The sequence below is a fragment of the Paraburkholderia humisilvae genome, assembly GCF_902859855.1.
Taxonomy (GTDB): Bacteria; Pseudomonadota; Gammaproteobacteria; order Burkholderiales; family Burkholderiaceae; genus Paraburkholderia; species Paraburkholderia humisilvae.
The window spans coordinates 133,535-160,071 of the sequence record NZ_CADIKH010000020.1 but is presented as its reverse complement, the minus strand read 5'-3'; the positions used below and the strand labels follow the sequence as shown (position 1 = coordinate 160,071).

Here is a 26,537-nt window from a genome sequence, read left to right as displayed (position 1 = left end):
GCCGGCCTTCACCGCGACCGGTCGCGGCGGAATCACCACACTGCCCACGCCCTCCGGCTCGCGCACCGGCTGCTCGTCGTGCAGGTGAAGCCAGCCCCAGTCGCCTTCCGGAGTCAGCGGCACGCGTCCCCTGTCGTCACCGTCCGGGCGCTGCCACGGCACGGTCAGGTCCTTCGTGCCGAACGGGCTTCCATGGGTCGCGCCCGTCATCGCGCCGGATGTCACGGCCTTGATATGCCGCCACTCGCCACGTTTTTCGCCCACGACCACTTCGCTGTCCTTCTGCAGGAACGCCACGCAGGTCCCCGCGCTGAACTGGCCTTTCTTCGCTGCGGCCTTCGGCTCCGTATAAACGAACGCTCCGGTTCCATCACCGCTGTTCCCCTGCGCGTCAGGCTTCTGCCGGTCCCTGCCCGCCACACGATACGCATCCACCCCCAGCCACCAGTCCGGGCGTGCGAGCCTGCCGTCCTCCAGATAGGATTTCCAGTCCGCCATATGCATGAACAGGCTGAAAAACGTCAGCGTCTCGTCGGCGGGCTGCGCAGCCGTATGGCCCGATATGCCGTGTGGCCCGGCGGCGGAGGCAATGTCATCCGGTGACGCACCAGCACGAAGCCGGTCGAGTACAGCGCCCAGCGCGAGTCCTGTCTGAACTTCAGGTGCGGATAGCGCCCGTCGATCCGGTACGCGACGATCTCGCCATCCGCGTGCAGCCGCACGCCACCTGACTGATCGACGCACGCCGCGGACATTGCGCCAAAATGCACGCCGCCGTGCGGAAAGCCATTCACGCCAAGCGGAAAGAAGCCATCGGTCATCTGCCCGAGCGCGTGATAGAAGACCTGCGGGTCGGTGACTTCGCCGCCGCCTTTGCGCGGGAAGGGATAGCACCACTTCAACGCAGGCGGTGGCGCAACGACGTGTGCAGGCGCAGTGGACGGGTGCGCTTTGTGTTTCGTTTGACTACTCATGCTGGTCGTTGCCGGGCTCAAAGGTCTCGTTCCTCTGTCAATCACATCAAGCTAGATATCGCCTGACTGGTTGAAGCGGATGATAAGGGCCGGGCAAACGGAATAGATCGTTGTGCACACAATTTGACATCCGCGCGAAGACTGTCTGATAGGGCGGCGCAACCACGCGATCGAATCTCAGAGAGAAGCAGGCAACTCGGATTTACTCGGGAGGTGTCTCATTTGCCCAGCAGCGACCAGGTCGTCATGACTTCGGGTGTCGCTGCCCCTTGCTCGCCTTGGCCAAGGCACGACGCAAGCGAAGCCATCCGAACACAACGAACACAAAAGACACGAATGCAAGCTCCGGTATAGTGTCCAGGCTCACTCACCCACCGACCTCCGCTTTCATCCGGCAACGAATCCATGAACGCACCGCCAATGGCGCCAGACCCAGGCGCCGCGCTGCACGTCTTCGACGCAGTCAAAGCGCTCGCCTTTATCGGCGACCTCAGCATGGGCCAACCCACCGATCATTCGCTGCGCACCGCGTGGCTCGCCGCGCAATTCGCGCGTGCGGCCGGCGCCGACGAGACGGTTCGTTGCGCAGTGATCGAAGGGTCGCTGCTGCGCTGGACAGGCTGTACGGCGAACGCATCGGGTTTTGCCGACACGCTCGGTGATGACGTCGGCGGCCGCGCAGCGATGCTCGCGCAGCGGCCCGACTGGGCGCAGCCGCTCGACGCGCACGGTGGTGTGAGAGCCGCGTTGACGCCGCTCGCGCAGATTCATTGCGAAGTGTCCGGCGAGGTCGCGCGGATGCTGGGTCTCGCGCACGCTACGCAAACCGCGTTGCGACACATCTTCGAAGCATGGGACGGCGGCGGCATTCCGGACCGTCTCGCCGGCGATGCCGTGCCGACCGCGGTGTATCTGATCGCGGTCGCTGGGGACCTCGAAATCTTTGCGCGCGTTTATGGCGTCGATCACGCGTTGCAGTTGATCGCGCAGCGTGCGAACGCGCGCTATCCGGCCGCGCTCGCGGCGCTTGCGGAGACCCACGGCCGGCCATGGATGGCGGCGCTCGACCAGATGACGCCCGCGCAATTCGACGCTGCGCTATCGACGCCGCCGATGTCCGACACCACGTCGGCCGAGCTGATCGCCGACGTGATCGACCTGAAGCTGCCGTGGATGACCGGCTACTCGCGCGCGGTCGCGACAATGGCCGCGCAATGCTGCGCGCAACTGATCGCGGACCCGCTGACGCAACAGCGTGTGTATCGCGCGGGCCTGCTGCACGGCATCGGCCGCGCGGCCGTGCCGAACGCGCTGTGGAGTACGCCCGGACGGTTATCGGCGTCCGCGTGGGAGCGCGTGCGTCTCGTGCCCTACTGGACGGCGCGTGCCGGCCGGCAGACCGGGACGCTTGCCGATGCGGCCGAGCTCGCGTCATACGTGTACGAGCGCGGTGACGGGTCAGGCTACTTTCGTGGCCTCGCGCGCGACGCGCTGCCGCTTGAAGCGCGTGTGCTGGCGGCATCGGTTGCGTGGGTTGCGTTGCGTGCCGCGCGACCTTGGCGCGCGGCGTTCGGTGCCGATGAGGCCGCGCAGTTGATCCGTGACGACGCGGCGCGTGGGCGCTTCGATCCGGACGTGGTGGAGGTGCTGCTCGCGTGCGCTCGCGGGTCCGTCGCGTCGCGCGCGGATGTTGCGCCGCGCCGGCAACCGTCCGCGGTGCGCCTGTCGGCGCGCGAAACCGACGTATTGCGTTCGATCAGCCGCGGCGCCAGCAACAAGGAAGCCGCACGGGAACTGGACTTGAGCCCGAGCACGGTGCGCACTCACGTCGAAAGCGTGTTTCGAAAGCTCGAGTGCTCGACGCGTGCGGCGGCGACGCTAAAGGCGTCCGCGCTCGGCTTGCTGTAAGCGGGCGGTCGCGTCCGCCTCGCCGCGTCACTGCCTGTCTCTCTCGCCGTTCACGTCGTGTCCGTCGGGCTGCGCCGCGATCGTATCGATCGTGTGCCGCACCGCGTGCAGGATTTCATCGGCGAGTGCCGGCTGCGCCTTCATCACCGCGCGCGACGCCGAAATCGCGCCGATCAGCGCGACGGCCATCGTCAATGCGCGTTCGCGCCGCGTCGCTTCAGGCAGCGCGCTGTCGAGCTTCGACCGGAACACGTCGGCCATCTGCTCGAGCCCTGTCGCAAACGGCTCGCTGACGGACACATCCTGCCGTCCGATGTCGCTCACCGACGCCGCCATCGCGCAGCCTTCCGCGACGTCATTGCGCTTTTCCTCGGACAGATAGCCGTCGAGCAGTTCGCCGAGCCCCGGCAGGCGCCCGTCGCGTGGCGTCGTCAAGCGGATGTGTCCGCGCTCCAGGCCGAACGCGAGCGCCTCGGCGGCGAGCGCTTCCTTCGATGGAAAATGCGCGTACAGCGCGCCGTGCGTGAGACCCGCCGCCTTGCCGATTTCAGCGACACCGACGCCGTCGATGCCGCGCTCGCGCATCAGCCGCGCCGCTGTCTCGATGAGCCTGGCGCGGTTTTGCGCCGCCTGCTCCTTGCTGACTTTCATTGTTGACTCCCAGCCTGCTTCAAACCTGCGTCAATCGAACAATCCCAAACACATTGATTTCGGTCGCTATCATTGGTTTATAATTGCGCGTGCAATTATAAACCCCTTGAGGACGACGGTAGCGATCATGAATCTCAAAAATACTGTTGCATTGGTGACCGGCGCCGCCGGCGGTATCGGGCGCGAATTCGTCGCGCACCTGCTCGAACGCGGCGCCGCGAAAGTCTACGCAGGTGGGCGCCACGCGGCAGCGCTCGCGGGCTCATTCAACGGCGACTTGTGCATCGCGCCGCTGGTGCTCGACGTGACCGACCCCGCGCAGGTGGCTGCGGCCGCCGCCGTCGCCACGGACGTGTCGCTCGTCATCAATAACGCCGGCTACAGCGCGGAGCAGGGCGCGGTCGCGGCGGCGGACCTGTCGGAGGCGCGCCGAGATCGACGTCAATTACTTCGGCCCGCTGCTGATGGCGCGCGCGTTTGCGCCGATCCTTGCGCGTAACGGCGGTGGTGCGATCGTCAATGTACTGTCGATTCTGTCGCTCGCGACCTTGCCGATGATGGGCACGTATAGCGCGGCGAAGGCGGCCGGTTTGGCGCTAACCCGCAGCCTTGGCGCCGAACTGGCCGCGCAGCGCACGCTGGTGGTCGCGTCGATGCCGACCGTCACCAACACCGCGATGGGCGGCTGGGCCGGCGAGATACCGAAGGTCGCGCCGCGCGACGTGGCAGCCGATACGCTCGACGCGGTTGAAGCGGGCGAGATGGAGGTATTTCCGGGCAAACTGTCGCGCGAAGCGGCTGCCGCGTTCGCCGCCGATCCGAAGGCGTTTCAGGCGCGCCTTGCGAGCGTGCTGCCGCGTACCGCGTAGGCGAAACGCCGCCGTATGACTACCACTCAACCGGGGTCTGCGTACGCCTCTGCGCACCCCATTAGCCCACTTTCCTGAAACACAGTATTCGCCAGACGCCGTTTGACCACATTCATTGCGATCAATATCATTAAATTATAGTTGCGATTGCAATGAATGAGCGCCGGGCCAACCGGTCCGGTGCAAACAAGGGTTTCTGAAGGAGAAGATCATGCGTTTCCAGAACAAGACGGTGCTCGTGACGGGCGGTAACAGCGGTATCGGCTTTGCCACGGCGAAGCTGTTGATCGAGCAAGGTGCGCGCGTCGCGATTACCGGTCGCGATCCGGGGAAGCTCGATCACGCATTGACGGAGCTGGGCCCGAACGCGATCGGCATGGTGGCCGACCTGAACGATGCAGACGCGCTCGAGCGGGTCGCCCAAAAAATCAAGGACGAATTCGGCTCGCTCGACGCGGTATTCGCGAACGCGGGCATCAGCGGGCCGACGCCGCTTGGCGGCACGACCGCGCAGGCCTTCGAGACCATCACGCGCACCAATATCACGGCGGTTTTTCTGACCGTGCAGGCGGCGCTGCCGTTGATGCATGAAGGCAGTGCGATCGTGCTGAACGGCTCGGTAATGCGCGGCGAGGGGATGGCGGGGACCGCGGCGTACTCCGCATCGAAGGGCGCTGTGACGGCGATGGCGAAGGTGTTCGCGTCCGAACTGGCGCCGCGCGGCATTCGTGTGAATACCGTCATTCCGGGTGCGACGCGCACGGCGATCTGGACGCGTGGCGCACGGGCGGGAAAGACGATTGACGACGCGGAAAACGCATTCGCGCCGCGCATTCCAATCGGCCGCCTCGCGGATCCGGAAGAAACGGCGCGCGCGGTGCTGTTCCTTGCGTCAGACGATTCGGCGGGAATTACCGCGGCGGAGATCGTCGTCGATGGCGGGTTGACCGGTGCGCCGTCGGGTGCGCCGATGTTACGCGCGCCGCGGTAAACCGCGCGTCGGGACCCGCACAGAACAAAGACAGAGCAAAGGCGCAACGCAGGTGCGCGAGCCGTTGAAGTTCGGCGCGCGCGCCGCCGCGTAGCGAAAAACGCAATGCCGTTACGCGCCCCCCACTAAGCGAGCCCAACACAAACGGCGGCCACAATCGACCCAATCACCAGCACGGCGCCGACTGTGCGCCTCGTGTTGAGCTGCGTCCACAGCAGCACGCCGGTCAGCGACAACAGAATGATGCTGCCGGCCAGCGTATCGATCAGCAGCACCCAGCCGACACTCAAGCCCACGCCCTTGTGCAGATTCGTGAGCGTCGCCAGAAACGAATTGCCGGTGCGCTTGACGGTGACGTAGCCGCTGCCCACCCAGTAATCGGCGGACGTGATCTGCTGTGGCGACGCGAACGACAGTTGCCAGTGCTCCGGCTGGATCGCGCTGCGATCGCCCCACGCAACCGGATGCGATGGCTCCTTCTGCACGCGGCCCGGTTTGCCGGTGAGCTTCAGTTCACCTTTGAGCCATTCGGCGAGCTCGCGTGGCGACTTGGGCGCCGGCTGCGGCAGCGGCACCTGCAGTTCCGATACCTGTGGGGTGCCCGTCGACACACGCAGCGGCCCTGCGCGGTGATTCAGGAAAAAGCCGGTCGTACCGAACAGCAGCCCAAGTGCCGCGCCCCATAGCCCGATCCAGCCGTGAATCTTGCGCAGCCAGCGGATGAACGTGATCCGGCGCGAGCGTTTCTGCTGGGCTTCAACGTCGCCGGCAGCGGCTGCGGTACTCGATGCGAGCGGTTTGAAATCGGTGGTGCCCGATTCGAAGGTCTGGGTCGTATTCAAAATCGCTCCGCGGAATGTGTAACGTGTCGAGATCACCCGCGCGTCGCGGCATCACGCGGCCGCGGTTAGCTGCCGACGGCGCGTGTGCGCATACTGCACAGGTTGGAATGGGGGGCGCCACCGCGGTGGCGCACGTTGCATCACAGGTGCGCCGACATTGGGCTGGCGGTCCGGGCTGGCTGGCCGTCGCTCAGGTTCGCGGCCGCTGGCAACGTGCAAGCAGGCCGCCAGGCCGGACGGAGTGGCTGGCGTTCAGATAAGAATTACTATCATTTCACGCCAAAGCGAATGCTGCAATCATCGTAAGCTGGCTGAAGCAAATCGAATTGTTTCGAACCGTTACGTTCGCGGGTGTTATCGCGCGTTCTATCGGACACCCAACCGATACACAGTGGTATGCCGATAGCGCTCGCCCGGCTGCAACACGACCTGCGCGGCGGCATCGTCCATATTGATCTGGTTCGGATACCCGCCGGTTTCGAGGCACAGCGCCGCATGCTTGCGCAACGGCTGGCCGCCGCGCGCGACCACGCCGTCCAGATAATTGCCCGTATAGAACTGCAAGCCGCTTGCATCGGTTTCGACGGTCAGCTCACGGCCGCTGCCCGGGTCGTACAGCACCGCCACGCGGCGCACCGTACCGGACGGACCGCGTAGCAGATAGCAGTGGTCGAATCCCTTCGCACGCGCGAGTTGCTCGTGCGGCCAATCCAGACGCGCACCGATCGGCGCGCCCGTCCGAAAGTCGAACGCGTTGCCGGTGACGCTTGCGCGCGCCAGCGGAATCAGCGCGCCGTCGACCTCCCAGAATTCGTCCGCATCGATTTCGATCAGATGGCCGCGGATGTCCGCCGGTCCGCCGGACAGATTGAAGTACGCGTGATTCGTCATATTGACCGGCGTCGGTGCGTCGCTCACCGCGTCGTAGTGAATGGTCAGCGCGCCGTCGTCGCCCAGCGCGTAGCGCACGGTCGCCTCGAGCGTGCCCGGAAAGCCCGCGTCGCCCTCCGGCGATTCGTGTGTGAACACGAGCGTGCCATCGACTTCGCGTGCATTCCACACCGCGCGATGAAAGCCGGTCGCGCCGCCGTGCAGCAGATTGTCACCTTCGTTGCGATCGAGCTGATACGTGACGCCGTCGAGCATGAAGCGCGCAGCGGCGATCCGGTTCGCCCAGCGGCCAATCGTGCCGCCAAAGAACGACGTGCTGGCGAGATAGTCGGCCGGCGTGTCGTGCCCGAGCACGACGTCGGCGATCCGGCCGGCGCGGTCAGCCGCATGCCACGACACGAGCGTCGCGCCCAGATCGCTGATCGCGACCCGCATGCCGTGCGCGTTGCGCAGCGTAAAGAGACGGATCGCATCGCCGCCGGGCAGCGTGCCCCAGCGTTCGACGGTGATATGCGCCGGATGGGCGCGATCGGAGCTGCGCGAGTCTGCGAGGTTCATGGATAAAAAATCGAAGTCGGGGGTCAGCCGGGTTGCGATGCCTGCGTGGACTGCAAGCGTTCATGGTACTCGCGTGGGGTACAGCCCAGTTCGCGGCGAAACACCGCGTACATGTATTGCAACGACGTGAAGCCGCAGCGTATTGCGACCTCGGTACTGGAAATATCCGGTTGCGCGAGCAACTGTTTCGCGACCTCGAGCTTGTGGTTAAGGATGGCCTGATGCACGGTGCAGCCGAGCTCGCGGCGGAAGTGCTCTTCGAGCGACGAGCGCGACACGCCGACATAATCGGCGACCTGCTCGGTCTTGATGCCCTGGCAGCCGTACTGTCGAATGTAGTGGCGTGCGCGCATCACGTACGGGCTCGACACGGGCTGATGCCGCGTCGACTCGAGCACATTGATGCCGACTGGCGGCACCAGAATGCGCCGTCCGCCGAAGCGTGCGCCGCCCAGCATCTGATGCAGCAGGTGCGCGGCGGTGCGGCCCATTTCCTCGGTGCCTTGAATGACCGACGACACCGGAATACGCGTCAGCGAACGCGTGAGCGGATCGTTGTCGATACCGATAATCGCCACTTCCTCAGGCACCGCGATGCCGGAGATCAGGCACACCTGTAATAGCTGACGCGCACGCGCATCGGTGACCGCGATTACGCCGACTGGCTTCGGCAGACTTTGCAGCCATGCGGTTAATTGCGCGCTGGCCTGGCTCCACACCGGCGCGCTGGTCGGCAGGCCACGATGCACGTCGCCGGTCAGGCCATCGGCGGCGAGCAGCGCGTTGAATGCGAGCTCGCGTTCCTGCGCCCAGCGGTTGGTTGGCGATTCGGGCAGGCTGTATAACGCGAAGCGCTGCAGTCCGGCGCCGATCAAATGCGTATACGCGAGCGAAACGAGCTTGCGATTGTCGGTCGCGATATACGGCACATTGTCCGGATACTGGGATTCATCCTCATACGACGAGCCGACCGCCACCACCGGCAGCGGACAATCCGACAGCGCTTCGCGTACGGCCGGGTCGTCGAAGTCGGCAATGATGCCGTCGCCTTCGAAGTGTTCGATGCCGGTCAGACGCGCGCGAAAGTCTTCTTCAAGGAACAGATCCCACGCGACGCGCGTCGACAGCAGGTATTTGCCGATACCGGTGATGATCTCGCGGTCATAGACCTTGTTCGCGTTAAAGAGCAACGCGATCCGATGCGTACGTTGAACGGGTTGCTGGCGTGTCATCGCTGTGTAAAACGGCTGTTGCTGCATGAACGCAGCGGCGCCGTCGTCTCCGTATGCGGCGAAACCCTTAGGGGTAAGATGGCTTCGCGGTGTTTTTAAGCATCCTGTTTATTTTAGGCGGTGCAAGCTTGCTGCCGCCAGCCGATTTTAACCGGTGGCAAGAATCGCTAACGACGCTGGCGGATTTCGCAATTGCCGGCGTGAGCCGCAAACTGGCAGCATGGCGTCACTCATGCAAACGTGCGGCGCCCGCCATGCCCCCATGCCGGGTCATGTGCACGCACGATATCGATCAAGGAGACGCGGATGTCCTATTTCGAACACCTGCCGGCTGTGCGCTATGAAGGCCCGCAGTCCGACAATCCCTTTGCGTACCGCCACTACGATCGCGACAGGGTCGTGCTTGGCAAGCGGATGGAAGATCATCTGCGCGTCGCCGTCTGCTACTGGCATACGTTCGGCTGGGCGGGCACCGACATGTTCGGGCCGGGCACCTTCGATCGCCCATGGCACGCCGCGGGCGAACCGCTCGAGCGCGCACGCCTGAAGGCCGACTCCGCATTCGAATTCTTCTCGAAGCTCGGTGTGCCGTTCTATACGTTCCACGATACCGACGTCGCACCCGAAGGCGACAGCATCAAGCAGTACGTGAGCAACTTCAAGTCGCTCACCGACTATCTCGCGCGCAAGCAGGAAGACACCGGCGTGAAGCTGCTGTGGGGCACCGCGAACCTGTTCTCGCACCCGCGCTATGCGGCCGGCGCCGCGACCAATCCGAATCCGGACGTGTTCGCGTTTGCCGCGACCCAGGTGTGCGAAGCGCTCGAAGCGACCCAGCGTCTGGGCGGTTCGAACTATGTGCTGTGGGGCGGCCGCGAAGGCTATGAGACGCTGCTCAACACCGATCTGAAGCGCGAGCGCGAACAGCTTGGCCGCTTTATGAGCATGGTGGTCGAGCACAAGCACAAGAAGGGTTTCAAGGGCACGCTGCTGATCGAACCGAAGCCGCAGGAGCCGACCAAGCACCAGTACGATTACGATGTCGCAACGGTGCACGGCTTCCTCACGCAGTTCGGGTTGCAGCATGACATTCGCGTGAATATCGAGGCGAATCACGCGACGCTCGCGGGCCATTCGTTCCACCACGAGATTGCGAATGCGTTTGCGCTTGGTATCTTCGGCAGCGTCGACGCGAATCGCGGCGATCCGCAAAACGGTTGGGATACCGACCAGTTCCCGAACAGCGTCGAAGAACTCACGCTCGCGTTCTACGAAATTCTGCGCAATGGCGGCTTTACGACCGGCGGCATGAACTTCGATGCGAAGGTGCGTCGCCAGAGCATCGACCCGGAAGATCTGTTCCACGGCCATATCGGTGCGATCGACGCGCTCGCGATTGCGCTCGAACGCGCTGCGCGTCTTGTCGAAAACGATAAGCTCGCCGAGTTCAAGCAAAAGCGTTACGCGGGTTGGGACACCGAGTTCGGCCGCAAGATTCTCGCGGGCGACTACTCGCTCGAATCGCTCGCGGACGATGCGCTCGCACGCGGCATCGCGCCGCGGCATGTCAGCGGCCGTCAGGAGCACCTCGAAAACGTGGTGACCCAGGCGCTGTACGGCGCGGGCAAATAGGCGCGCGTCGCGAAAGAACGCGCATCGGTAAAAAACGTTAGCTCGGCCGGTCAATTTCGCAATTGTCCGGCCGGTCCGCACAGCCCACTCTGTCGGGCGGACAAAAACCAGCTTTACACAATCGACGACCGCGAACACGAATTCGCGGCGCATCCGTAGGATTTTGCCGGCGACTTCGTTGCTCTCGCATCTTCGGACGCCGGTAGCCAACCAATAAAGGAAGGAGTGAGACAATGAAATCTGCTATGCGTCGTTCCGTTCTGAATTCACTTGTCTGCGCCGCGATGTTTGCCGGCCTGACGTCGCTTGCGCCGCTAGCGCATGCAAGCAAGGACAAGCCGGAAATCGGTTTCTGTATCGACGATCTGCGCGTCGAGCGCTGGTCGCGCGACCGCGACTACTTCGTTGAGGCCGCAACCAAGCTGGGCGCGAAGGTGTCGGTGCAGTCGGCTGACGCGAGCGAATCGCGCCAGATCTCGCAGATCGAAAACCTGATCTCGCGCGGCGTCGATGTGATCGTGATCGTGCCGTTCAACTCGAAGACGCTCGGCAACGTCGTCGCCGAAGCGCATAAGGCCGGCATCAAGGTCGTGTCGTATGACCGCCTGATTCTCGATGCGGATGTCGACGGCTATATCTCGTTCGACAACGAGAAGGTCGGTGAACTGCAGGCGCAAGGCGTCTTTAACGCGCAGCCGAAGGGCAATTACTTCCTGCTCGGCGGCGCGCCGACCGACAACAACGCGAAGATGCTGCGCGAAGGCCAGCTGAAAGTGTTGAAGCCCGCGATCGACCGCGGCGATATCAAGGTGGTCGGCCAGCAGTGGGTGCCGGAGTGGAGCGCTGCGACCGCGCTGCGCATCACCGAAGACGCGCTGACCGCGAACAACAACAAGATCGATGCGATCGTCGCGTCGAACGATGGCACCGCGGGCGGCGCGATCCAGGCGCTTGCCGCGCAGCATCTCGCGGGCAAGGTGCCGGTGTCGGGCCAGGACGCCGATCTCGCAGCGGTGAAGCGCGTGATCTCCGGCACGCAGACGATGACGGTCTATAAGCCGCTGAAGCTGATCGCCAGCGAAGCGGCCAAGCTGTCGGTCGATCTCGCGAAGGGCAACCAGCCCGCGTTCAACGCGAAGTACGACAACGGCAAGAAGCAGGTCGACACGGTGCTGCTGCAGCCGACGCTGCTGACGAAGGCCAATGCCGACGTCGTGGTCAGGGATGGCTTCTATACGCAGGCACAGCTCGCGGGCAACTGATCGCGTGCGGGTTGACGCGCGCCGCGGCTGGCATCGCATCAGGCGATAAGCGGCGCGACGTCTCCGTAACAGGCGCGCGCGCCCGTCAACGGGCACGCGCGTGTCCCTGATCCACCCAGGACGACACGCATGGAACAAGCGCACATGTCACAAGCGCTTCTGGAGCTGCGCGGCATCGCCAAATCATTTGCCGGCGTGCGGGCGCTCGACGGCATCGATCTCACCGTCGCGCCCGGCGAATGCGTCGGCCTGTGCGGCGAAAACGGCGCGGGCAAGTCGACACTGATGAAGATCGTGTCGGGCGTCTATCCGCACGGCGACTGGTCCGGCGAGATGCTGTGGGAAGGCAGGCCGCTCGTCGCGCAAAACGTGCGCGACACCGAGCGCGCCGGCATCGTGATCATTCATCAGGAACTGATGCTGGTGCCGCAGCTTTCCGTGGCGGAGAACATCTTCCTCGGCAACGAGATCACGCTGCCCGGCGGCCGGATGAACTACGCGGCGATGTATCAGCGTGCGGACGCGCTGCTACGCGAACTGAACATCGAAGGCATCAATGTCGCGCAGCCGGTGATGAACTACGGCGGCGGGCATCAGCAACTGATCGAGATCGCGAAGGCGCTGAACAAGCGCGCCAAGCTGCTGATTCTCGACGAGCCGTCTTCATCGCTGACGGCCGCCGAAACAAAGATTCTGCTGAATATCGTGCGCGACCTGAAAAAGCGCGGCGTCGCGTGCGTCTATATCTCGCACAAGCTCGACGAAGTCGAAGCGGTGTGCGACACGATCACCGTGATTCGCGACGGCAAGCATGTCGCGACACAGCCGATGGCGCAACTCACCACCGACCGCATTATCGCGTTGATGGTCGGGCGCGAGATCACCAATCTGTTTCCGCGCGAGCCGCATGAAATCGGCGACGTGATTTTCGAAGCGCGCCACGTCACCTGCTACGACGTGACGAATTCGAACCGCAAGCGGGTCGACAACGTGTCGTTCTCGTTGCGCAAAGGCGAGATTCTCGGCGTGGCCGGGCTGGTCGGCGCGGGTCGCACCGAACTGATGCAGGCGATTTTCGGCGCGTATCCGGGCGTGAGTCGCGCCGACGTATCGATGAACGGTAAGCGCCTGAAGATCGCCGCGCCGGCCGATGCGATTCGCGCCGGCATCGCGATGGTGCCCGAAGACCGCAAGCGCCACGGCATCGTGCCGCAACTCGGGGTCGGCCACAACATCACGCTGGCGGTGCTGTCGCGCTTCGCGAAGGCCGGGCGCATCGACAGCGCGTCCGAGCTCGACACGATTCACACGGAAATGAAGCGCCTGTCGGTGCGCGCCGCGTCGCCGATGCTGTCGATTGCCAGCCTCTCCGGCGGCAACCAGCAAAAGGCGGTGCTGACGCGCATGCTGCTGACCGATCCGCAGGTGCTGATTCTCGATGAGCCGACGCGCGGCGTCGACGTCGGCGCCAAATACGAAATCTACAAGCTGATGTTCGCGCTCGCGCGGCGCGGCGTGTCGATCATCGTCGTCTCGTCGGAATTGCCCGAAGTGCTCGGCGTGAGCGACCGCGTGCTCGTGATCGGCGAAGGCCGCCTGCGCGGCGACTTCGTCAACGACGGCCTCACGCAGGAGCACATCCTGACCGCCGCGCTCAATACCGAAACCGAACGTCGTGACCCTTCCAACCTTGTGAGCGTCGCATGACACCTGAATTCAGTTCCGTCGAAAACCGTGCCGGGCAGCGGGCGTCGATTGCCTCAGGGCAGCGCGTCAAACAGCTGTTCGCGCGCTACAAGCTGCTGGCTTTGCTGCTGGCGGTCGTGGTCATCTGGACTTTCTTTTCGTTTCTCACCGATGGCGCGTTCGTCACGCCGCGCAATCTGTCGAACCTGCTGCGGCAGATGTCGATCACCGGGATGCTCGCGTGCGGCATGGTGTTCGTGATCATCGCCGGCGAAATCGACCTGTCAGTCGGGTCGCTGCTCGGGCTGCTCGGCGGCATCGCCGCGATTCTCGACGTCAAGTATCACTGGCCGCTGGCGGCGACGCTGCCGGTCGTGATGCTGGCGGGCGTCGCGTTCGGCATCTTCAACGGCTGGTGGTCGACGTATCTGCGCGTGCCGTCGTTTATCGTCGGTTTGGGCGGCATGCTCGCGTATCGCGGCGTGCTGCTCGGCGTGACCGGCGGCTCGACGATTGCGCCCGCTTCGGACGCGCTGGTGTTTGTCGGACAGGGATATCTGCCGCGTATCGCCGGCAACGTGCTCGCGGTCGTGCTGTTCGTGCTGTTGACCGTGCTGACCGTGCGCCACCGCAAGAGCCGTCAGCACTACAACCTGCCGGTGGTGCCGGTGTGGCAGGACGGCGTGAAGATCGTCGCGGCGGGGCTGATTGTCTTCGCGTTCGTCGCGACACTGAACCGCTATGGCGGGATTCCGGTGCCTGTGCTGGTGCTGCTCGCGCTGCTCGGCATTTTCACGTATATCGCGACGCAGACCGTATTCGGCCGCCGTATTTATGCAGTCGGTTCGAATCTCGAAGCGACGCGTCTGTCCGGCGTCAATACGAATCGCGTGAAGCTCGCGATCTTCGCGCTGATGGGGCTGATGTGCGCTTTCGGCGGGTTGGTCGAAACCGCGCGACTCGCGGCCGGGTCGCCATCGGCCGGCACGACCGGCGAGCTCGATGCGATTGCCGCCTGCTTTATCGGCGGCACGTCGATGCGCGGCGGCTCGGGCACCGTGTACGGCGCGCTGATCGGCGCGCTCGTGATGGCGAGCCTCGACAATGGGATGTCGATGCTCGACGTCGATTCGTACTGGCAGATGATCGTCAAAGGCGGCATTCTCGTGCTCGCCGTGTGGGTCGACGTGATTTCGGGGTCGAACCAACGCTGAAGCGCAACGCTAAACGTAGCAAGTGGCATTCGACTGACCTATCTGCGCACGGCCGTGGTGCGGTGCACCACGGCGCAGCACTGACCCGCTTCGTCAGCGTGCGCGAAGGCAACGCGTCGGCGCGCTGAAAGCCCGTCCGTCACGCACTTACCCGCGGCCTCCACGAGGCCGCTTTCATTTTTTTGGGCGCACGCCGCATCGCGCGCAACGCCCCGTCTAACAAGCGATTGCGCACGCCGTGACGGGTTCGCGCAGCGCGCTTTCACGCGCGTGGCGCGCCGCCGTCACGCCCGATGGCATACCTATTGCGTTTATCGTCGCCGAGGCCAATGGCGGCTTCGATGAAGGGCAGTTCGAGCAGGGACGCTCAGGTCGAGCGGACCATAGGACCTAGGGGCAACGGCGTCCCGAACCGCACGCGAGCGCGATCGATGCATCGATCCGCGCGCGTGCGGTTCGGGACGCTTTTCTTTTGCGTGTGCACATCGACCCATGAAAAATCTGTTGAGTTCGCTCACGAGCGGTAACTGGCGCGCACTGCTCGCGTGCTTCTTCTATTTCGACACCGGTTTCACCGTGTGGGTGATGTTCGGGCCGCTCGCGCCGTTCATCCACAAAGACATTGCGATGACGCCGGCTGAACTGGGCTTTCTGGTCGCGGTGCCGGTGCTTGGCGCGGCGATCTTGCGCGTGACGCTCGGCAACCTGTACCAGGCTTGCGATGGCCGGCGCATCGCGCTGATGGGCGTGCTGCTGTCGGCGATTCCGTCGATCGTGCTGCTGCTGATGCCCGGCACGCCGTCGTACACGCTGCTGCTCGTGCTCGGCGTCTTCCTCGGTGTCGGCGGCGCAAGCTTCGCAGTGGCGCTACCGATGGCGGGCAGCAACTATCCGCCGAAAGTGCAGGGGCTGGTGCTCGGTCTTGCCGCGGCGGGCAATATCGGCGCGGTGCTCGACGGCTTCATGTTCCCCGGCCTCGCCGCCCATTTCGGCTGGACCTCCGCGGCGGGCGCCGCGTTACCGCTGCTCGCGCTCGCGGCCACCGCGCTGTTCTTCTGGGCGCAGGATTTTGGACTGAAGTCGGGCAGCGCGCCGCGTGCGTTCCGCAGTTTCTTCGTCACGCTCGCGGGCCTCGTTGTGCTCGTGCTCGCGGTGCATGCGGGCGTATTCGGCGCGGGCAAGACCGGCGTGCTGCTGCTGCCCGTACTCGGCGCGCTGCTGGCGATCTTCGTGTTGCCGCGCCACTACCGCAGCGTGCTCGTCGAAGGCGATACGTGGGTCGTGATGCTCGTCTACAGCATCACGTTCGGCGGCTTCGTCGGCATGTCTTCGTACGTGACGACGCTGCTCATTTCGCTCTACCAGTTGCCGGCGCTCGAAGCAGGCCTCTTCATGTCGCTGCTCGCGTTTATCGGCGCCCTGGTGCGGCCGATCGGCGGCCTCGTCGCCGATCGCATCTCCGGCGTGCGGGCACTCGTGATCCTGCTCGCGGCGATCTCGCTGTGCGATTTCGTCTTTGCCGCGTGGATGCCGCCGCTTGCCGCAGGCATCGTGCTGCTGATCGCGCTGTACCTTTGCTTTGGACTCGGCAACGGCGCGACCTTCCAGCTCGTCCCACAACGCTGGAAGGGCAAGACCGGTCTGATGTCCGGGATCGTCGGCGCGGCGGGCGGCATCGGCGGCTTTTACCTGCCGGTGATCATGGGTATCGCGAAGGAGAGCACCGGCAGCTATCAGATGGGCTTTGCGACCTTCGCAGGCTTGTCGGCGCTCGCGTTCGTGCTGGTGGTGCTGCACCGGGCCCGCTGGCTCGAATGGGCGCTGCCGGCAGAAAGCCAGGGGCGCGTCGCCGCCGAGCCGATCCGCACGGCAAATGTGCCGGCGGACAGCGGCGTGTAATTCAGTGCCCCGTCACGGAACATCGACCAGCGCCTGACGCGTCAACCGCCGCGCGGGCGCTGAACCATGAAATCGCCGGCGTTATGCGCCGGCGATTTTTTTTGCCTGTGTTTTCCAGCATCTGCGTACGGCGCGGTGATCGCAGCCACGGATGCCCGATGACAATTCGAACGATTACCGCGGGTAGGTGGGAATTTTGCTAATAGTGGAGGGCCTAAACGAACTGAATGAACCGAACTGAACCGAACGAAACCAAAGATTGAGTGGTTCGCGACTTCACGCGCTGCTTTTGACGGAAATGCACCCGGGACAAGCATGTTTCCTTTCAAAAGATGGTCTGGTTCGCGTCTTGCGCCGGCGGCTCGGGTCGAACTGAGGCGGTCGCAGTATCGCGCGTTTCTGCAGCAAGTCCCGCTTCTTTACGCGGTCCTGATTGTCAATACGGCGACGGTTGCGATTACGCATCTACGCGTCGCACCGGTTTATCTGTCGGTGTACGCGCCTGTGCTGCTGTGCCTGTTCTGCGTGGTGCGGGTCGTCATGTGGCTGCGCTCGCGGCGCCGCGTGCTGTCCGACGATGCGCTTGCGCGGCGCCTGCGCACGATGGTGTGGATGGCCGCTGGGATGGGGACGGCATTCACCGCGTGGGCGCTCTCGCTTTACCCGTATGGCGACGCGTATGCGCGCAGCCATGTCGCGTTCTATATGGCGATGACGGTCATCGGCTGCATTTTCTGCCTGATGCATATGCGCGTCGCCGCGCTGCTGCTGACCTGCATCGTGATTGTGCCGTTCACGCTCTTTTTCGGGTCGACGCACAACCCGGTGCTCGTCGCGATCGCGGTGAACGTATTGCTGGTCGCGGTCGTGATGGTGATGATCCTGCTGATCTACTACCGCGATTTCACGACCCTTGTCGAATCGCAGATCCAGTTGCGCACCAAGCAGACCGAAACGCAGCGCCTGAGCGACGAAAACTTCCGGCTTGCGAACCTCGATGCGCTGACCGGCTTGCCGAACCGCCGGCGCTTCTTTGCCGACCTGGACGGCCACCTGGCGCCGCTGCAAGGCTACGCGCGCGCACCGGGAAGTCTCGCGATCGGCATTATCGATCTCGACGGGTTCAAGCGGATCAACGACCTGTACGGGCACGCGTTTGGAGACCGTGTGCTTGAAGAAACCGGCCGGCGTTTTGCCGCGCAGATCACGCCGCAGGTTAGCGTCGCGCGCATCGGCGGCGACGAGTTCGGACTGATGGTTGTCGGCGCAACGGCTTACCGGCAGTTGCTCGATCTTGGCGACGCGTTGACCGCCGTGATCGAGCGGCCCTACGTGCTGCCGGAAGGCGCAGCGCGGATGTCGGCGTCGATCGGCTTCGCGAACTTTCCTGAAGCGGGCGAGACGACCTTGCAGCTCGTCGAGCGCGCGTATTACGCGCTGCATTTCGCGCAAGCCCATCGGCGCGGTGGCGTCGTGATTTTCTCGCCGGAACATGAAACGCAGATCCGGCATCTGAGCAAGATCGAGGAAAGCCTGCGGCGCGCCGATTTCGAACGCGAAATCTCGCTGCATTTCCAGCCGATTTTCGATACCGCGCTGCGCGAGATCATGGCGTTCGAGGCGCTTGCGCGCTGGACCAGTCCGACGCTCGGCGTGGTGGCGCCATCGATGTTCATCCCGGTGGCCGAGCGCTGCGATCTGATTCATGCGCTCACCGAAGTGCTGCTGCGCAAGGCGCTCGACACGGCGCGCAGCTGGCCGGAGACGGTGCGCATTTCGTTCAACCTGTCGGCGCGCGACCTGACCTCGGCGGGCGCGCTGGACCGGGTCATTCGCACGACGCTCGCAAGCGGTGTCGCACCGCACCGGATCGACTTTGAGATCACCGAAACCGCGCTGATCCAGGATTTCGGCCAGGCGCGCACCGCGCTCGACGCGCTGAAAAAACTCGGCGCGCGCATCTCGCTCGACGACTTCGGCACGGGCTTTTCGAGCCTGAATAGCGTGCACCGCTTGCCGATCGACAAGGTGAAGGTGGACGGCAGCTTCGTCGCCGGCATCGAGCGCGAGGCGACGGCGCGGGCGATCGTGAAGAGCATCGTCGATCTGTGCCAGAACCTGGGGCTGACTTGCGTGATCGAGGGCGTGGAGACGCGCGCGCAGATGACCGCGCTGCGCGAGCTGGGTGCGACGGTGATGCAAGGCCACCTGTTCGGCAAGCCGGTCGCCGCGAACCTCGTGCTTGACACGTATGTCAGGGAACCGTTGTTGCCGTGGCTCTAGTCGTCCATGGCTCCAGGCTTTACCGCACCGATGCTCCGCGGTCCTTCAGCAACTGACGCAAGATGCTTCGATGGCAGCGGTGCTCGTTGTCGCAATAGCAGCCGACCGAGAAATCAGTCGTTTTCGATAGCGCGGCGAGCGTGTCCAGTACCTTCGATGCGTCGCCGCTATTCATCTGCGCGCGGAACTTGCGAGCGAACGCATTCCAGTCGCGCTCAGTCCCGGCCGCCAGCGCCTCGCTGACGAGCTCCGGCGTCGGCGACAGAATCGGCAGCCATACGTCGTAGTAGTTGCGCGTGCTGAACTCGCTTTTGGGCACGCCGCGCGGCGGCCGCCTGACGGTGCCGATGCGCAGGCCTTCATCGGCCGCGCGGGCCGACCCGAGTTGAACGATGCTGACGCTCATCGGTGTTCCTGAATGTTCCTGAATGTTTCCGATTGGCGGGATGCGCGCGCTGCGCTTCAGTTTACTGCGCTCGCGCCCGTGCATGGCCGCTATTGCGAGTGATTTCGACCGATGGTTAAATAACCGGCTTTTTCGCTTTACGACGACCGGAAAAGCAGACACACGCCATTTACAAGTCCAATGCAAGGCCGAGTCGTTCAACTTTCGGATCGATTATGTCCCAAACAGGCAAGCAGTCGCGCGCGGCGGTGGGGTCCGCCGACAGCGCAGCAACGGGGGCGGCAGGTACGGACGCGCTCGCTGGGTCAGCCACCACGACCGCCGAGTCCACCGAGTCCACCGAGGCAAGCGCGGCCAGCCACGCCGCGCCGGACGACAGCGCCGGCAATGCCGCTAAAGGCCACGGCGGACAACCGGTGCAAAACCCGCCCGCGGTGCCGACGCAGGAAGGCCCGGCCGGCATCCGCTTCGACTTCAACGATGGCTGTCGCGTCACGCTGCCGGCCGGCGATGGCGATTGGCGCGTGCTGCTGCGCGACACGGCCACTGCGAACCCGCTGTTCGACACGCAGATCTCCGCGGGCGTCGTTGCAAGCAGCAAGAAATACTATGTGCCGTTCGAGATCGAAGTGTGGTCGCAAGGCAAAGAGGTTTTTCGTCACCGCCTCGATCTGACCGGCCGCAACGTGCTCGTGCATCTACCGGTCGGCACACTGGGCGACACGCTCGGCTGGTTTCCGTATGTCGCGAAGTTCGAGCAGCAGCATCGCTGTCGGCTGACCTGTGTGATGGGCGACGCGCTGATCCCGTTGTTTCAGGATGCTTATCCGTCGATTACGTTTGCCACGCCCGAAGCGATCAACCCCAGCGATTTCTACGCGACCTACAACATCGGCCTTTTCTTCACTGACGACGCGAACGTGCGCCAGCCGTGCGACTTCCGTCTGGTCGGCCTGCACCGGACGGCCGCGTACATTCTCGGCGTCGACCCGCAGGAAGAGCGGCCGACGCTCGTATTGCCCGACGATAGCCGGCCGATTCCGGACAAATACGTGTGTATCGCCGCGCAAAGCACGACGCAGTGCAAATACTGGAACAACCCGAGTGGCTGGCGCGAAATTGTGCAGTTCCTGAAGCAGCACGGTTACCGCGTAATCTGCATCGACCAGAAAGCGACACATGGCAGCGGTGTTGTCTGGAATCACATACCTTACGGGTCCGAGGACTTCACCGGCGAGCGGCCGCTGGCGGAACGCGCGCGCTGGCTCAAGCACGCGGAGTTTTTCGTCGGCCTGAGCAGCGGTCTGTCATGGCTTGCATGGACGATGCGCACACCGGTCGTGATGATCAGCGGCTTCACGCATCCGACCAACGAGTTCGACACACCGTATCGCGTGATCAACTACCACACATGCAACAGTTGCTGGAACGACGTGCGGGTGCAGTTCGATCACCACGACTTCTTGTGGTGTCCGCGTCATGCGGGCACGCCACGGCAATTCGAATGTACGCGGCTCATTACCGCGGAACAGGTGAAGAACACGATCCGGCGCGTTCCGGTGTTCAATGCGCAGCCGGTCGCGGCGGCTTGAATCCGATGCTGTAACGGCGCGTGATACGGCGAGCGCGCGAGCGCGTTAAAGACGCAGCGCCAGAAGACGACATACAAAAAAGCACAGCAAGAAGCAGCAGTAAGCAGCAATACCAAGAAGCGACACCAAGAAACAGAAGAAGAGCAGTAAAGAATTCGGGGAACACGATGAAACGATTCACCTGGCGCCGCGTGCACGCCGTGCATACCGCGCGTGCCTTCAGCGGGCGCTATCGCCGGTGCTCGCGCCTGCTGGGCATGCTGCTCGCGGCGCTGACCATGCAGCCGTGGCTCGCGCAAGGCGCGCACGCGCAGACCACCGTCGCCGCGGGCGACACCGAGAACGGCGCGACCATTAGCGGCACTGAGAACGTGCTCGGCACGACGATTGGCGATGGCGTGACGGTCGGCGGCATGCAAAACGTGCTGTCGGGCGGCGTTACCAGCAACACGACGGTGAGCGCCGGCGGCACGCAGGCGGTTCTGTCGGGCGGCCTCGCGCAGCGTACCAACGTCGGTATCGGCGGCGTGCTGGCGGTGTCGTCGGGCGGCATCGCGCGTAGCGCGACGGTAAGCGGCGGGCTGGACGTCGTGTCCGCGGGCGGCATCGTGAGCGGCACGACGCTGCTCGGCGGATCGTCCGAGGTGGTTTCGTCGGGCGGAGTCGCCATCGGCACCACCGTGAGCGACGCGTCGACCCAGAGCATCGCGGCCGGCGGCGCGGCGAGCGGCACGACGGTGAGCAACACCGGCGCGGTGGCGGTATCGTCGGGCGGTGTCGCGTCCGGGACGACGGTCAGCGCCGGCGGTCAAATCACGGTGTCGGCCGGCGGCAGCGCGGCGCTCACAACAGTCTCGTCCGGCGGCGTCGACTCGGTCTTCGGCACGGACATTCGGGCCACGCTCAGCAACGGCGCGACGCAGAACGTGTTCGCGGGCGGCACTGCGAGCGCCACGACTGTGCTCGGCGGCGCGCAGAGCATCGTGAGTAGCGGCGGGACCGCGATCGGCACGGTCCTCAACGGCGGCACGCTGACCGTTTCCGCAGGCGCCAACGCAACCCGCACGGCGGTCAATTCCGGTGGCGTCGAAAATCTGACCGGCACCGATACGTCGGCGACGGTCGGCGCGGGCGGCAGACTGATCGTGTCGTCGGGCGGCGTCGCGAGTGCGACGACGATCAACAATGGTGGCGCGGTCAGCGTCGGCAATGGCGGTTCGACGGTGGGCGCGCTCGTGAGCGGCGGCGGGTTGACGGTGTCCGCCGGCGGCACGGCCGTATCGACGACACTCTCCGCCGGCGGCACAGAGAACGTGCAGGGCACCGACACGTCGGCGATCGTCCGTGGCGGCGGCGTGCAGAACATCCTGAACGGAGGTGTCGCGAACGGCGCGGCCGTCAGCAACGGCGGGCGGCAGACCGTGTCGGCAGGCGGTACGGTGAGCGGTACGACGGTGCTCTCCGGCGGCGCGATCGTCGTGTCCGCGGGCGCCACCGCGAACGGGATCGCTCAGTCGAGCGGCGCCGCCTTCACGGCGGACACCTCGGCGAGCGCAAACGGCACGAATGCCAGCGGCGCGTTTTCGATTTCGGGCGGCGTCGCGAACGGCGTGCTGCTCGAAAACGGCGGTGTGTTGACGGTGCTTTCCGGCAATTCCGCGACCAGTACGCATATCGTCAATCAGGGGTCCGCGGTGGTGATGGCGGGCGGTTCGGCCAATTCAACGACGGTCGGCAACGGCGGCACACTCGCGGTGTCGTCTGGCGGCACCGCGACGAATGTTACGCAGCAGGCCGGCGCGGCGCTGATCACGAATACGTCCGCTACGGTGGACGGCACGAACACGGCGAATGGCACGACCAGCAATCCGTTTTCGATTAGCGGCGGCGTCGCGCTGGGCGTGTTTCTCGAAGGCGGTGGCTCATTGACCGTGCTGGGCGGCACCACGGCAAGCGGCACGCAAGTCGGCAATCGCGGCAGTGCGATCGTGCAGGCCGCGGGCGAGGCCGACAACACGACGGTCAGTAACGGCGGGCAATTGCTGGTGTCGTCGGGCGGCACCGCGAACAGCGCAACGGTGAATAGCGGCGGTCAACTGGTCGTGTCGGGCGGCGGCACTGCGTTGAACGTCGCGCAAAGCGCGGGCGCGGCGCTCATTACCGATACGTCGGCGACGGTCAGCGGCACGAACGCCAACGGCTCGTTCAGCATCGTCGGCGGCGACGCGCAAAAGGTGATCGTCGAAAACGGCGGCCAGCTGACGGTGCTAGCCGGCGACAGCGCAACGTCGACCACCGTCGGCAGTCGTGGACAGGTCATCGTATCGTCGGGCGGCACGACGTCGGACACCACGGTCGCGAGTGGCGGCATACAGACGGTGCTGACGGGCGGCAGTGCATCGTCGACAACCGTGTCAAGCGGCGGAACGCTCGCCGTGTCGGGCGGCGGTACGGCGACGGACGTCAACCAGTCCGCGGGCGCGGCGCTGATCACCAATACGTCGGCCACGGTGGTCGGTTCCAACACGAACGGTGCGTTCTGGATCAGCGGCGGCAACGCCCAGAACGTGCTCGTCGAAAACGGCGGCCAGTTGACCGTATTGGCGGGCGATAACGCGAACAGCACGACGGTGGGCAGCGGCGGCACTACATTTGTATCCGCCGGCGGGACCGCGAATAGCACGACAGTAAGCTCGGGCGGCGTGCAGAACGTGTTGTCCGGCGGCACCGCGAGCGGCACCTTGGTGACCAGCGGCGGGTCCGAAGTCGTGGCGTCCCGCGGAACGACGGTGGGTACAACAGTCAGCGGCGGCGGTTCGCAGACCGTGTTCGGCACCGCGAGCGGCACGACGGCGTCCGCGGGCGGCACCGTGTCGATCGGGTCCGGTGGCGTGACGAGCGGCACCCTGCTCGCAAGCGGCGGTGTCGAGATCGTGTCATCGGGCGGCTCGGCGCGGGGCACACAGGTGACGGCCGGCGGCCAGCAGAACGTCGCGGGCGGCACCGCAAGCAACACGCACGTCAGCAGCGGCGGCGCTCAGGCCGTCTCGTCGGGCGGCGTCACGCGGGGCGCGATCGTGGACAGCGCGGGCTCGCAGACTGTAGCCGCGGGCGGTACCGCGAGCGGCACACAGCTTAGCGGAGGCACGCAGTTCGTGTCCTCCGGCGGTGCGGTAAGCGACACATCTGTTGGCAACGGCGGGTCGAGCGTCGTGATGTCGGGCGGCTCGGCAAGCGGTACGACCGTGACGAGCGGCGGCACGTCGATCGTGACCGCTGGCGGCACCGCGAGCGGCACCGTGGTGAGCAGCGGCGGCGCGGAGGTTGTGTCGTCGGGCGGGGCAACAGTCGGCACATCGGTGGGCAGTGGCGGCCAGCAGACCGTGGCGAGCGGCGGTACGACCAGCGGCACGGCGGTCGCCTCGGGCGGCTCGCAGACGGTGAGTTCGGGCGGCGTCACGTCGGGCACGATGGTCGCGTCCGGCGGTTCGCAGACGGTGAGTTCGGGGGGCACGGCGTCGGGTACGGCAGTCGCGTCCGGCGGGACGCAGACGGTCGGTTCGGGCGGCGTCACGTCAGGCACGATCGTCGCGTCCGGCGGCACGCAGGACGTGCTGTCCGGCGGCGCCGCGAACGGCTCGATCGTATCGAGCGGCGGTGTGCAGACCGTGTCGAGCGGCGCGAGCGTGAGCGGCACGCAGGTGATGAGCGGCGGCACCCAGCATTTGTTCGGATCGCTGACGAATCCGGTTGTGTCGTCGGGCGGTATTCTGACCATCGGCCAGGGCACGGCGGCTGGCGATCTGATCGGCAACACGGTCAACGACGGTCTGCTGGTATTCAACCGGCCCGATGCGATCACGTATGCCGGCAATGTCACCGGTGCCGGGCGCATCGAGCAGCAGGGCACAGGCAGCGTGGTGCTGAATGGCGATAGCCATCTGTTTAGCGGTATCACCGAAGTCATGTCGGGCGCACTCGCCGTCGGCGATATCAACAACCCGGGCGCGCAGCTCGGCGGCGATGTCATCGTCGATGCGCCGGGCACATTGCGGGGTCATGGTTCGATCACCGGCAATGTGATGAATAACGGTGTCGTGATGCCGGGTGGCTCGATCGGGACGCTGACGGTCGGCGGCAACTACACGCAGGCAAGCGGCGCCTCGCTCGCGATCGAGGTCAGTCCGATCTCGGGCTCGCAGTTGCGCGTCGGCGGCGCGGCGACGCTGAACGGGGGCTTGCAGGTGCTGTACGACCCGGGCACATACCAGTCGAAAACGTATGCGATCGTGACGGCAAGCGGCGGGGTCAACGGCCGCTTCACGAATGTGACGAACACGCTCGCATCGGGTGCCAATCTGGGCTCGCTGCAGCAATCGGTCGAATACAGCGCGAATGAAGTCGATCTCGTGCTGAGCGGAGCGGGGCAGCAGACGCCGGGCGGCGATGACGCCGGGGGCAATCCTCCAGGCGGCGACCCCGCATCAGGGACGGGTCCGACGATCATCGCGCCGACCGACACGAGCATTTATACGGCGCTCGGCACGAACCTCGCGTTGTCCGCGCAGATGGCGAACGCCGCATTGCTCGAGCGCATGCCGTTTGCCGACCGTGCGACGTCGAGATCGTCGGTATGGGTGAACGCGACCGGGTCACAGGCGAAGGTGCACGGCACCAACGGTGCGCCGGGCTTCGAGGCGCGTAACTATGGCTTTATCGCGGGTATTGATCATCCGCTTGGCGCGTATACGGTCGGTTTCTCGGGCGGCTATAACCACAGCGACATCAGCGAAGACAGCACCGGCGATTCGGGCACGACCGATACGCTACGCGTCGCGTTCTATGGCGGGCGTACGCTCGGGCCGGTCGATGTATCCGCGACGGTTGGCACAGGCCTCGATTTTCTGTCGCAGAAGCGGCCGTTCGGTCCGGCTGGCACTGCGGAAGGCGATCACATCGGGCAGGAAGCGACGGCCGCGGCTCAGGCAGCGATGCCGCTTGTGCTTGGCGGCGTGACGGTCACGCCGCGCATCGGTATGCGCTTTTCTTATCTGCATGCGAATGGTTTTAGCGAAAGCGGCGCGAATGGTCAGGACCTGAATGTGGGCACGGATAACGTGCGCAGCTTGCAGCCGTACGCGCAACTCACTTTTGACAAAAGTTTCGGTAACCAGCTAAAGCCGGTTAACGTGGAACTTCGAGTCGGTTACGCGCGCGAATTGCTCGGCACCGGACGTGCGGTCACGGTCGGCGCGCAGGACGGCACCTTGTTCGCGGCGCCGGGCACCAGCCTGCCGCGCGATCAGTTGACGACGGGCGTCAGCGTCAGCATGCAGCCGACCAAGGCGCTCTCCGTGTCAGTGGGTTATGACGCGCTGATCGCCACCAGTCATGCGTCCGCGCAGGCGGCGACGTTCAGGCTTGATTACCGGTTCTAAGTGCAGGGTGGTGGGTTGCGGAGTTCGATGCGCACGTTGAACGTATCGTGGACAATGACGTCCAGGACGCACTTCGCTCGGAGCGCTGCGCGCAGACAAGGTGAAAGTTCGATCGGTATGGAATAGAACCGGTGCGGAATAGAACCTGTGCGGCCGGCGTTATTGAGGCTCCGGGCGTAGCCCGCGCGTTAGCGGGTGCTGTGATGGCA

At 64.8% G+C, this 26,537-nt stretch carries 18 protein-coding genes and 1 pseudogene; 12 read left to right on the top strand and 7 right to left on the bottom strand.

Going from position 1 to position 26,537, the window contains the following annotated elements:
- Positions 1-504 (bottom strand): annotated as a pseudogene (locus tag HV796_RS21885) (lytic transglycosylase domain-containing protein); the annotation flags it as partial.
- Positions 505-521: 17 nt separating this feature from the next.
- Positions 522-974: a hypothetical protein gene (locus HV796_RS21880; protein ID WP_175228591.1), complete on the bottom strand. Its 453-nt coding sequence runs from the start codon at positions 972-974 to the stop codon at positions 522-524.
- Between the two features lie 405 nt (positions 975-1,379).
- On the opposite strand from HV796_RS21880, the gene HV796_RS21875 reads away from it, so the two are divergent.
- On the top strand, positions 1,380-2,882 hold the full coding sequence (locus tag HV796_RS21875; protein WP_246355978.1) for an HD domain-containing phosphohydrolase: 1,503 nt from the start codon (positions 1,380-1,382) through the stop codon (positions 2,880-2,882).
- A gap of 27 nt (positions 2,883-2,909) precedes the next feature.
- On the opposite strand, the gene HV796_RS21870 is transcribed toward HV796_RS21875, so the two are convergent.
- On the bottom strand, positions 2,910-3,533 hold the full coding sequence (locus tag HV796_RS21870) for a TetR/AcrR family transcriptional regulator (protein ID WP_175228590.1): 624 nt from the start codon (positions 3,531-3,533) through the stop codon (positions 2,910-2,912).
- A 127-nt stretch (positions 3,534-3,660) separates the two neighbouring features.
- Between HV796_RS21870 and HV796_RS45440 the strand changes: the two genes are divergently transcribed.
- From HV796_RS45440 to HV796_RS21860, 3 genes are all read left to right on the top strand, one after another.
- Entirely contained in the window at positions 3,661-4,032 is a 372-nt protein-coding gene (locus HV796_RS45440) for an SDR family NAD(P)-dependent oxidoreductase (RefSeq protein WP_217477976.1), read from the top strand.
- Complete coding sequence (locus tag HV796_RS45435; RefSeq protein WP_217477975.1) at positions 3,998-4,402, top strand: SDR family NAD(P)-dependent oxidoreductase; 405 nt, start codon at positions 3,998-4,000, stop codon at positions 4,400-4,402. The genes HV796_RS45440 and HV796_RS45435 overlap by 35 nt, the downstream gene beginning before the upstream one ends.
- A 211-nt stretch (positions 4,403-4,613) precedes the next feature.
- The gene (locus tag HV796_RS21860; protein ID WP_175228589.1) at positions 4,614-5,393 is read left to right on the top strand and encodes an SDR family NAD(P)-dependent oxidoreductase; all 780 of its coding nucleotides are present in this window, start codon (positions 4,614-4,616) and stop codon (positions 5,391-5,393) included.
- Between the two features lie 125 nt (positions 5,394-5,518).
- Here HV796_RS21860 and HV796_RS21855 read toward each other — a convergent pair whose 3' ends face one another.
- From HV796_RS21855 to HV796_RS21845, 3 genes are all read right to left on the bottom strand, one after another.
- Positions 5,519-6,235 (bottom strand): PepSY-associated TM helix domain-containing protein, encoded by a 717-nt coding sequence (locus tag HV796_RS21855; protein ID WP_246355977.1) that lies wholly within the window; start codon positions 6,233-6,235, stop codon positions 5,519-5,521.
- A gap of 366 nt (positions 6,236-6,601) precedes the next feature.
- Entirely contained in the window at positions 6,602-7,684 is a 1,083-nt protein-coding gene (locus tag HV796_RS21850; protein ID WP_175228588.1) for an aldose epimerase family protein, read from the bottom strand.
- Positions 7,685-7,707: 23 nt separating this feature from the next.
- Positions 7,708-8,916: a XylR family transcriptional regulator gene (locus tag HV796_RS21845; protein ID WP_175228602.1), complete on the bottom strand. Its 1,209-nt coding sequence runs from the start codon at positions 8,914-8,916 to the stop codon at positions 7,708-7,710.
- 306 nt (positions 8,917-9,222) lie between these two features.
- On the opposite strand from HV796_RS21845, the gene xylA reads away from it, so the two are divergent.
- The 6 genes from xylA to HV796_RS21815 all read left to right on the top strand — a co-directional run bounded on the left by xylA (position 9,223) and on the right by HV796_RS21815 (position 18,892).
- Positions 9,223-10,548 carry a xylose isomerase gene (xylA, locus tag HV796_RS21840; RefSeq protein ID WP_175228587.1) on the top strand — a complete coding sequence of 442 codons (1,326 nt, stop codon included), beginning with the start codon at positions 9,223-9,225 and terminating at the stop codon, positions 10,546-10,548.
- A 233-nt stretch (positions 10,549-10,781) separates the two neighbouring features.
- The gene (gene xylF / locus HV796_RS21835; protein WP_175228586.1) at positions 10,782-11,810 is read left to right on the top strand and encodes a D-xylose ABC transporter substrate-binding protein; all 1,029 of its coding nucleotides are present in this window, start codon (positions 10,782-10,784) and stop codon (positions 11,808-11,810) included.
- 144 nt (positions 11,811-11,954) lie between these two features.
- Positions 11,955-13,517, top strand: coding sequence for a D-xylose ABC transporter ATP-binding protein (gene xylG, locus HV796_RS21830; RefSeq protein WP_175228585.1), 1,563 nt, complete (start codon positions 11,955-11,957; stop codon positions 13,515-13,517).
- Positions 13,514-14,710: a sugar ABC transporter permease gene (locus HV796_RS21825; protein ID WP_175228584.1), complete on the top strand. Its 1,197-nt coding sequence runs from the start codon at positions 13,514-13,516 to the stop codon at positions 14,708-14,710. The genes xylG and HV796_RS21825 overlap by 4 nt, the downstream gene beginning before the upstream one ends.
- 492 nt (positions 14,711-15,202) lie before the next feature.
- Entirely contained in the window at positions 15,203-16,609 is a 1,407-nt protein-coding gene (locus HV796_RS21820; protein WP_175228583.1) for an MFS transporter, read from the top strand.
- 315 nt (positions 16,610-16,924) lie between these two features.
- On the top strand, positions 16,925-18,892 hold the full coding sequence (locus HV796_RS21815) for a putative bifunctional diguanylate cyclase/phosphodiesterase (protein WP_175228582.1): 1,968 nt from the start codon (positions 16,925-16,927) through the stop codon (positions 18,890-18,892).
- 19 nt (positions 18,893-18,911) lie between these two features.
- Here HV796_RS21815 and HV796_RS21810 read toward each other — a convergent pair whose 3' ends face one another.
- Positions 18,912-19,298: a DUF488 domain-containing protein gene (locus HV796_RS21810; protein ID WP_175228581.1), complete on the bottom strand. Its 387-nt coding sequence runs from the start codon at positions 19,296-19,298 to the stop codon at positions 18,912-18,914.
- Positions 19,299-19,513: 215 nt separating this feature from the next.
- On the opposite strand from HV796_RS21810, the gene HV796_RS21805 reads away from it, so the two are divergent.
- Entirely contained in the window at positions 19,514-20,890 is a 1,377-nt protein-coding gene (locus tag HV796_RS21805; RefSeq protein ID WP_175228580.1) for an autotransporter strand-loop-strand O-heptosyltransferase, read from the top strand.
- A 167-nt stretch (positions 20,891-21,057) separates the two neighbouring features.
- Complete coding sequence (locus tag HV796_RS21800; protein WP_175228579.1) at positions 21,058-26,328, top strand: AIDA repeat-containing protein; 5,271 nt, start codon at positions 21,058-21,060, stop codon at positions 26,326-26,328.
- Positions 26,329-26,537 lie beyond the last annotated feature (209 nt).

Coding starts and splice junctions, on each gene's coding strand:
- HV796_RS21880 (WP_175228591.1), bottom strand. CDS start 974: ATGAGTAGTCAAACGAAACACAAAGCGCACCCGTCCACTGCGCCTGCA.
- HV796_RS21875 (WP_246355978.1), top strand. CDS start 1,380: ATGAACGCACCGCCAATGGCGCCAGACCCAGGCGCCGCGCTGCACGTC.
- HV796_RS21870 (WP_175228590.1), bottom strand. CDS start 3,533: ATGAAAGTCAGCAAGGAGCAGGCGGCGCAAAACCGCGCCAGGCTCATC.
- HV796_RS45440 (WP_217477976.1), top strand. CDS start 3,661: ATGAATCTCAAAAATACTGTTGCATTGGTGACCGGCGCCGCCGGCGGT.
- HV796_RS45435 (WP_217477975.1), top strand. CDS start 3,998: ATGGCGCGCGCGTTTGCGCCGATCCTTGCGCGTAACGGCGGTGGTGCG.
- HV796_RS21860 (WP_175228589.1), top strand. CDS start 4,614: ATGCGTTTCCAGAACAAGACGGTGCTCGTGACGGGCGGTAACAGCGGT.
- HV796_RS21850 (WP_175228588.1), bottom strand. CDS start 7,684: ATGAACCTCGCAGACTCGCGCAGCTCCGATCGCGCCCATCCGGCGCAT.
- HV796_RS21845 (WP_175228602.1), bottom strand. CDS start 8,916: ATGACACGCCAGCAACCCGTTCAACGTACGCATCGGATCGCGTTGCTC.
- xylA (WP_175228587.1), top strand. CDS start 9,223: ATGTCCTATTTCGAACACCTGCCGGCTGTGCGCTATGAAGGCCCGCAG.
- xylF (WP_175228586.1), top strand. CDS start 10,782: ATGAAATCTGCTATGCGTCGTTCCGTTCTGAATTCACTTGTCTGCGCC.
- xylG (WP_175228585.1), top strand. CDS start 11,955: ATGTCACAAGCGCTTCTGGAGCTGCGCGGCATCGCCAAATCATTTGCC.
- HV796_RS21825 (WP_175228584.1), top strand. CDS start 13,514: ATGACACCTGAATTCAGTTCCGTCGAAAACCGTGCCGGGCAGCGGGCG.
- HV796_RS21820 (WP_175228583.1), top strand. CDS start 15,203: ATGAAAAATCTGTTGAGTTCGCTCACGAGCGGTAACTGGCGCGCACTG.
- HV796_RS21815 (WP_175228582.1), top strand. CDS start 16,925: ATGTTTCCTTTCAAAAGATGGTCTGGTTCGCGTCTTGCGCCGGCGGCT.
- HV796_RS21810 (WP_175228581.1), bottom strand. CDS start 19,298: ATGAGCGTCAGCATCGTTCAACTCGGGTCGGCCCGCGCGGCCGATGAA.
- HV796_RS21805 (WP_175228580.1), top strand. CDS start 19,514: ATGTCCCAAACAGGCAAGCAGTCGCGCGCGGCGGTGGGGTCCGCCGAC.
- HV796_RS21800 (WP_175228579.1), top strand. CDS start 21,058: ATGAAACGATTCACCTGGCGCCGCGTGCACGCCGTGCATACCGCGCGT.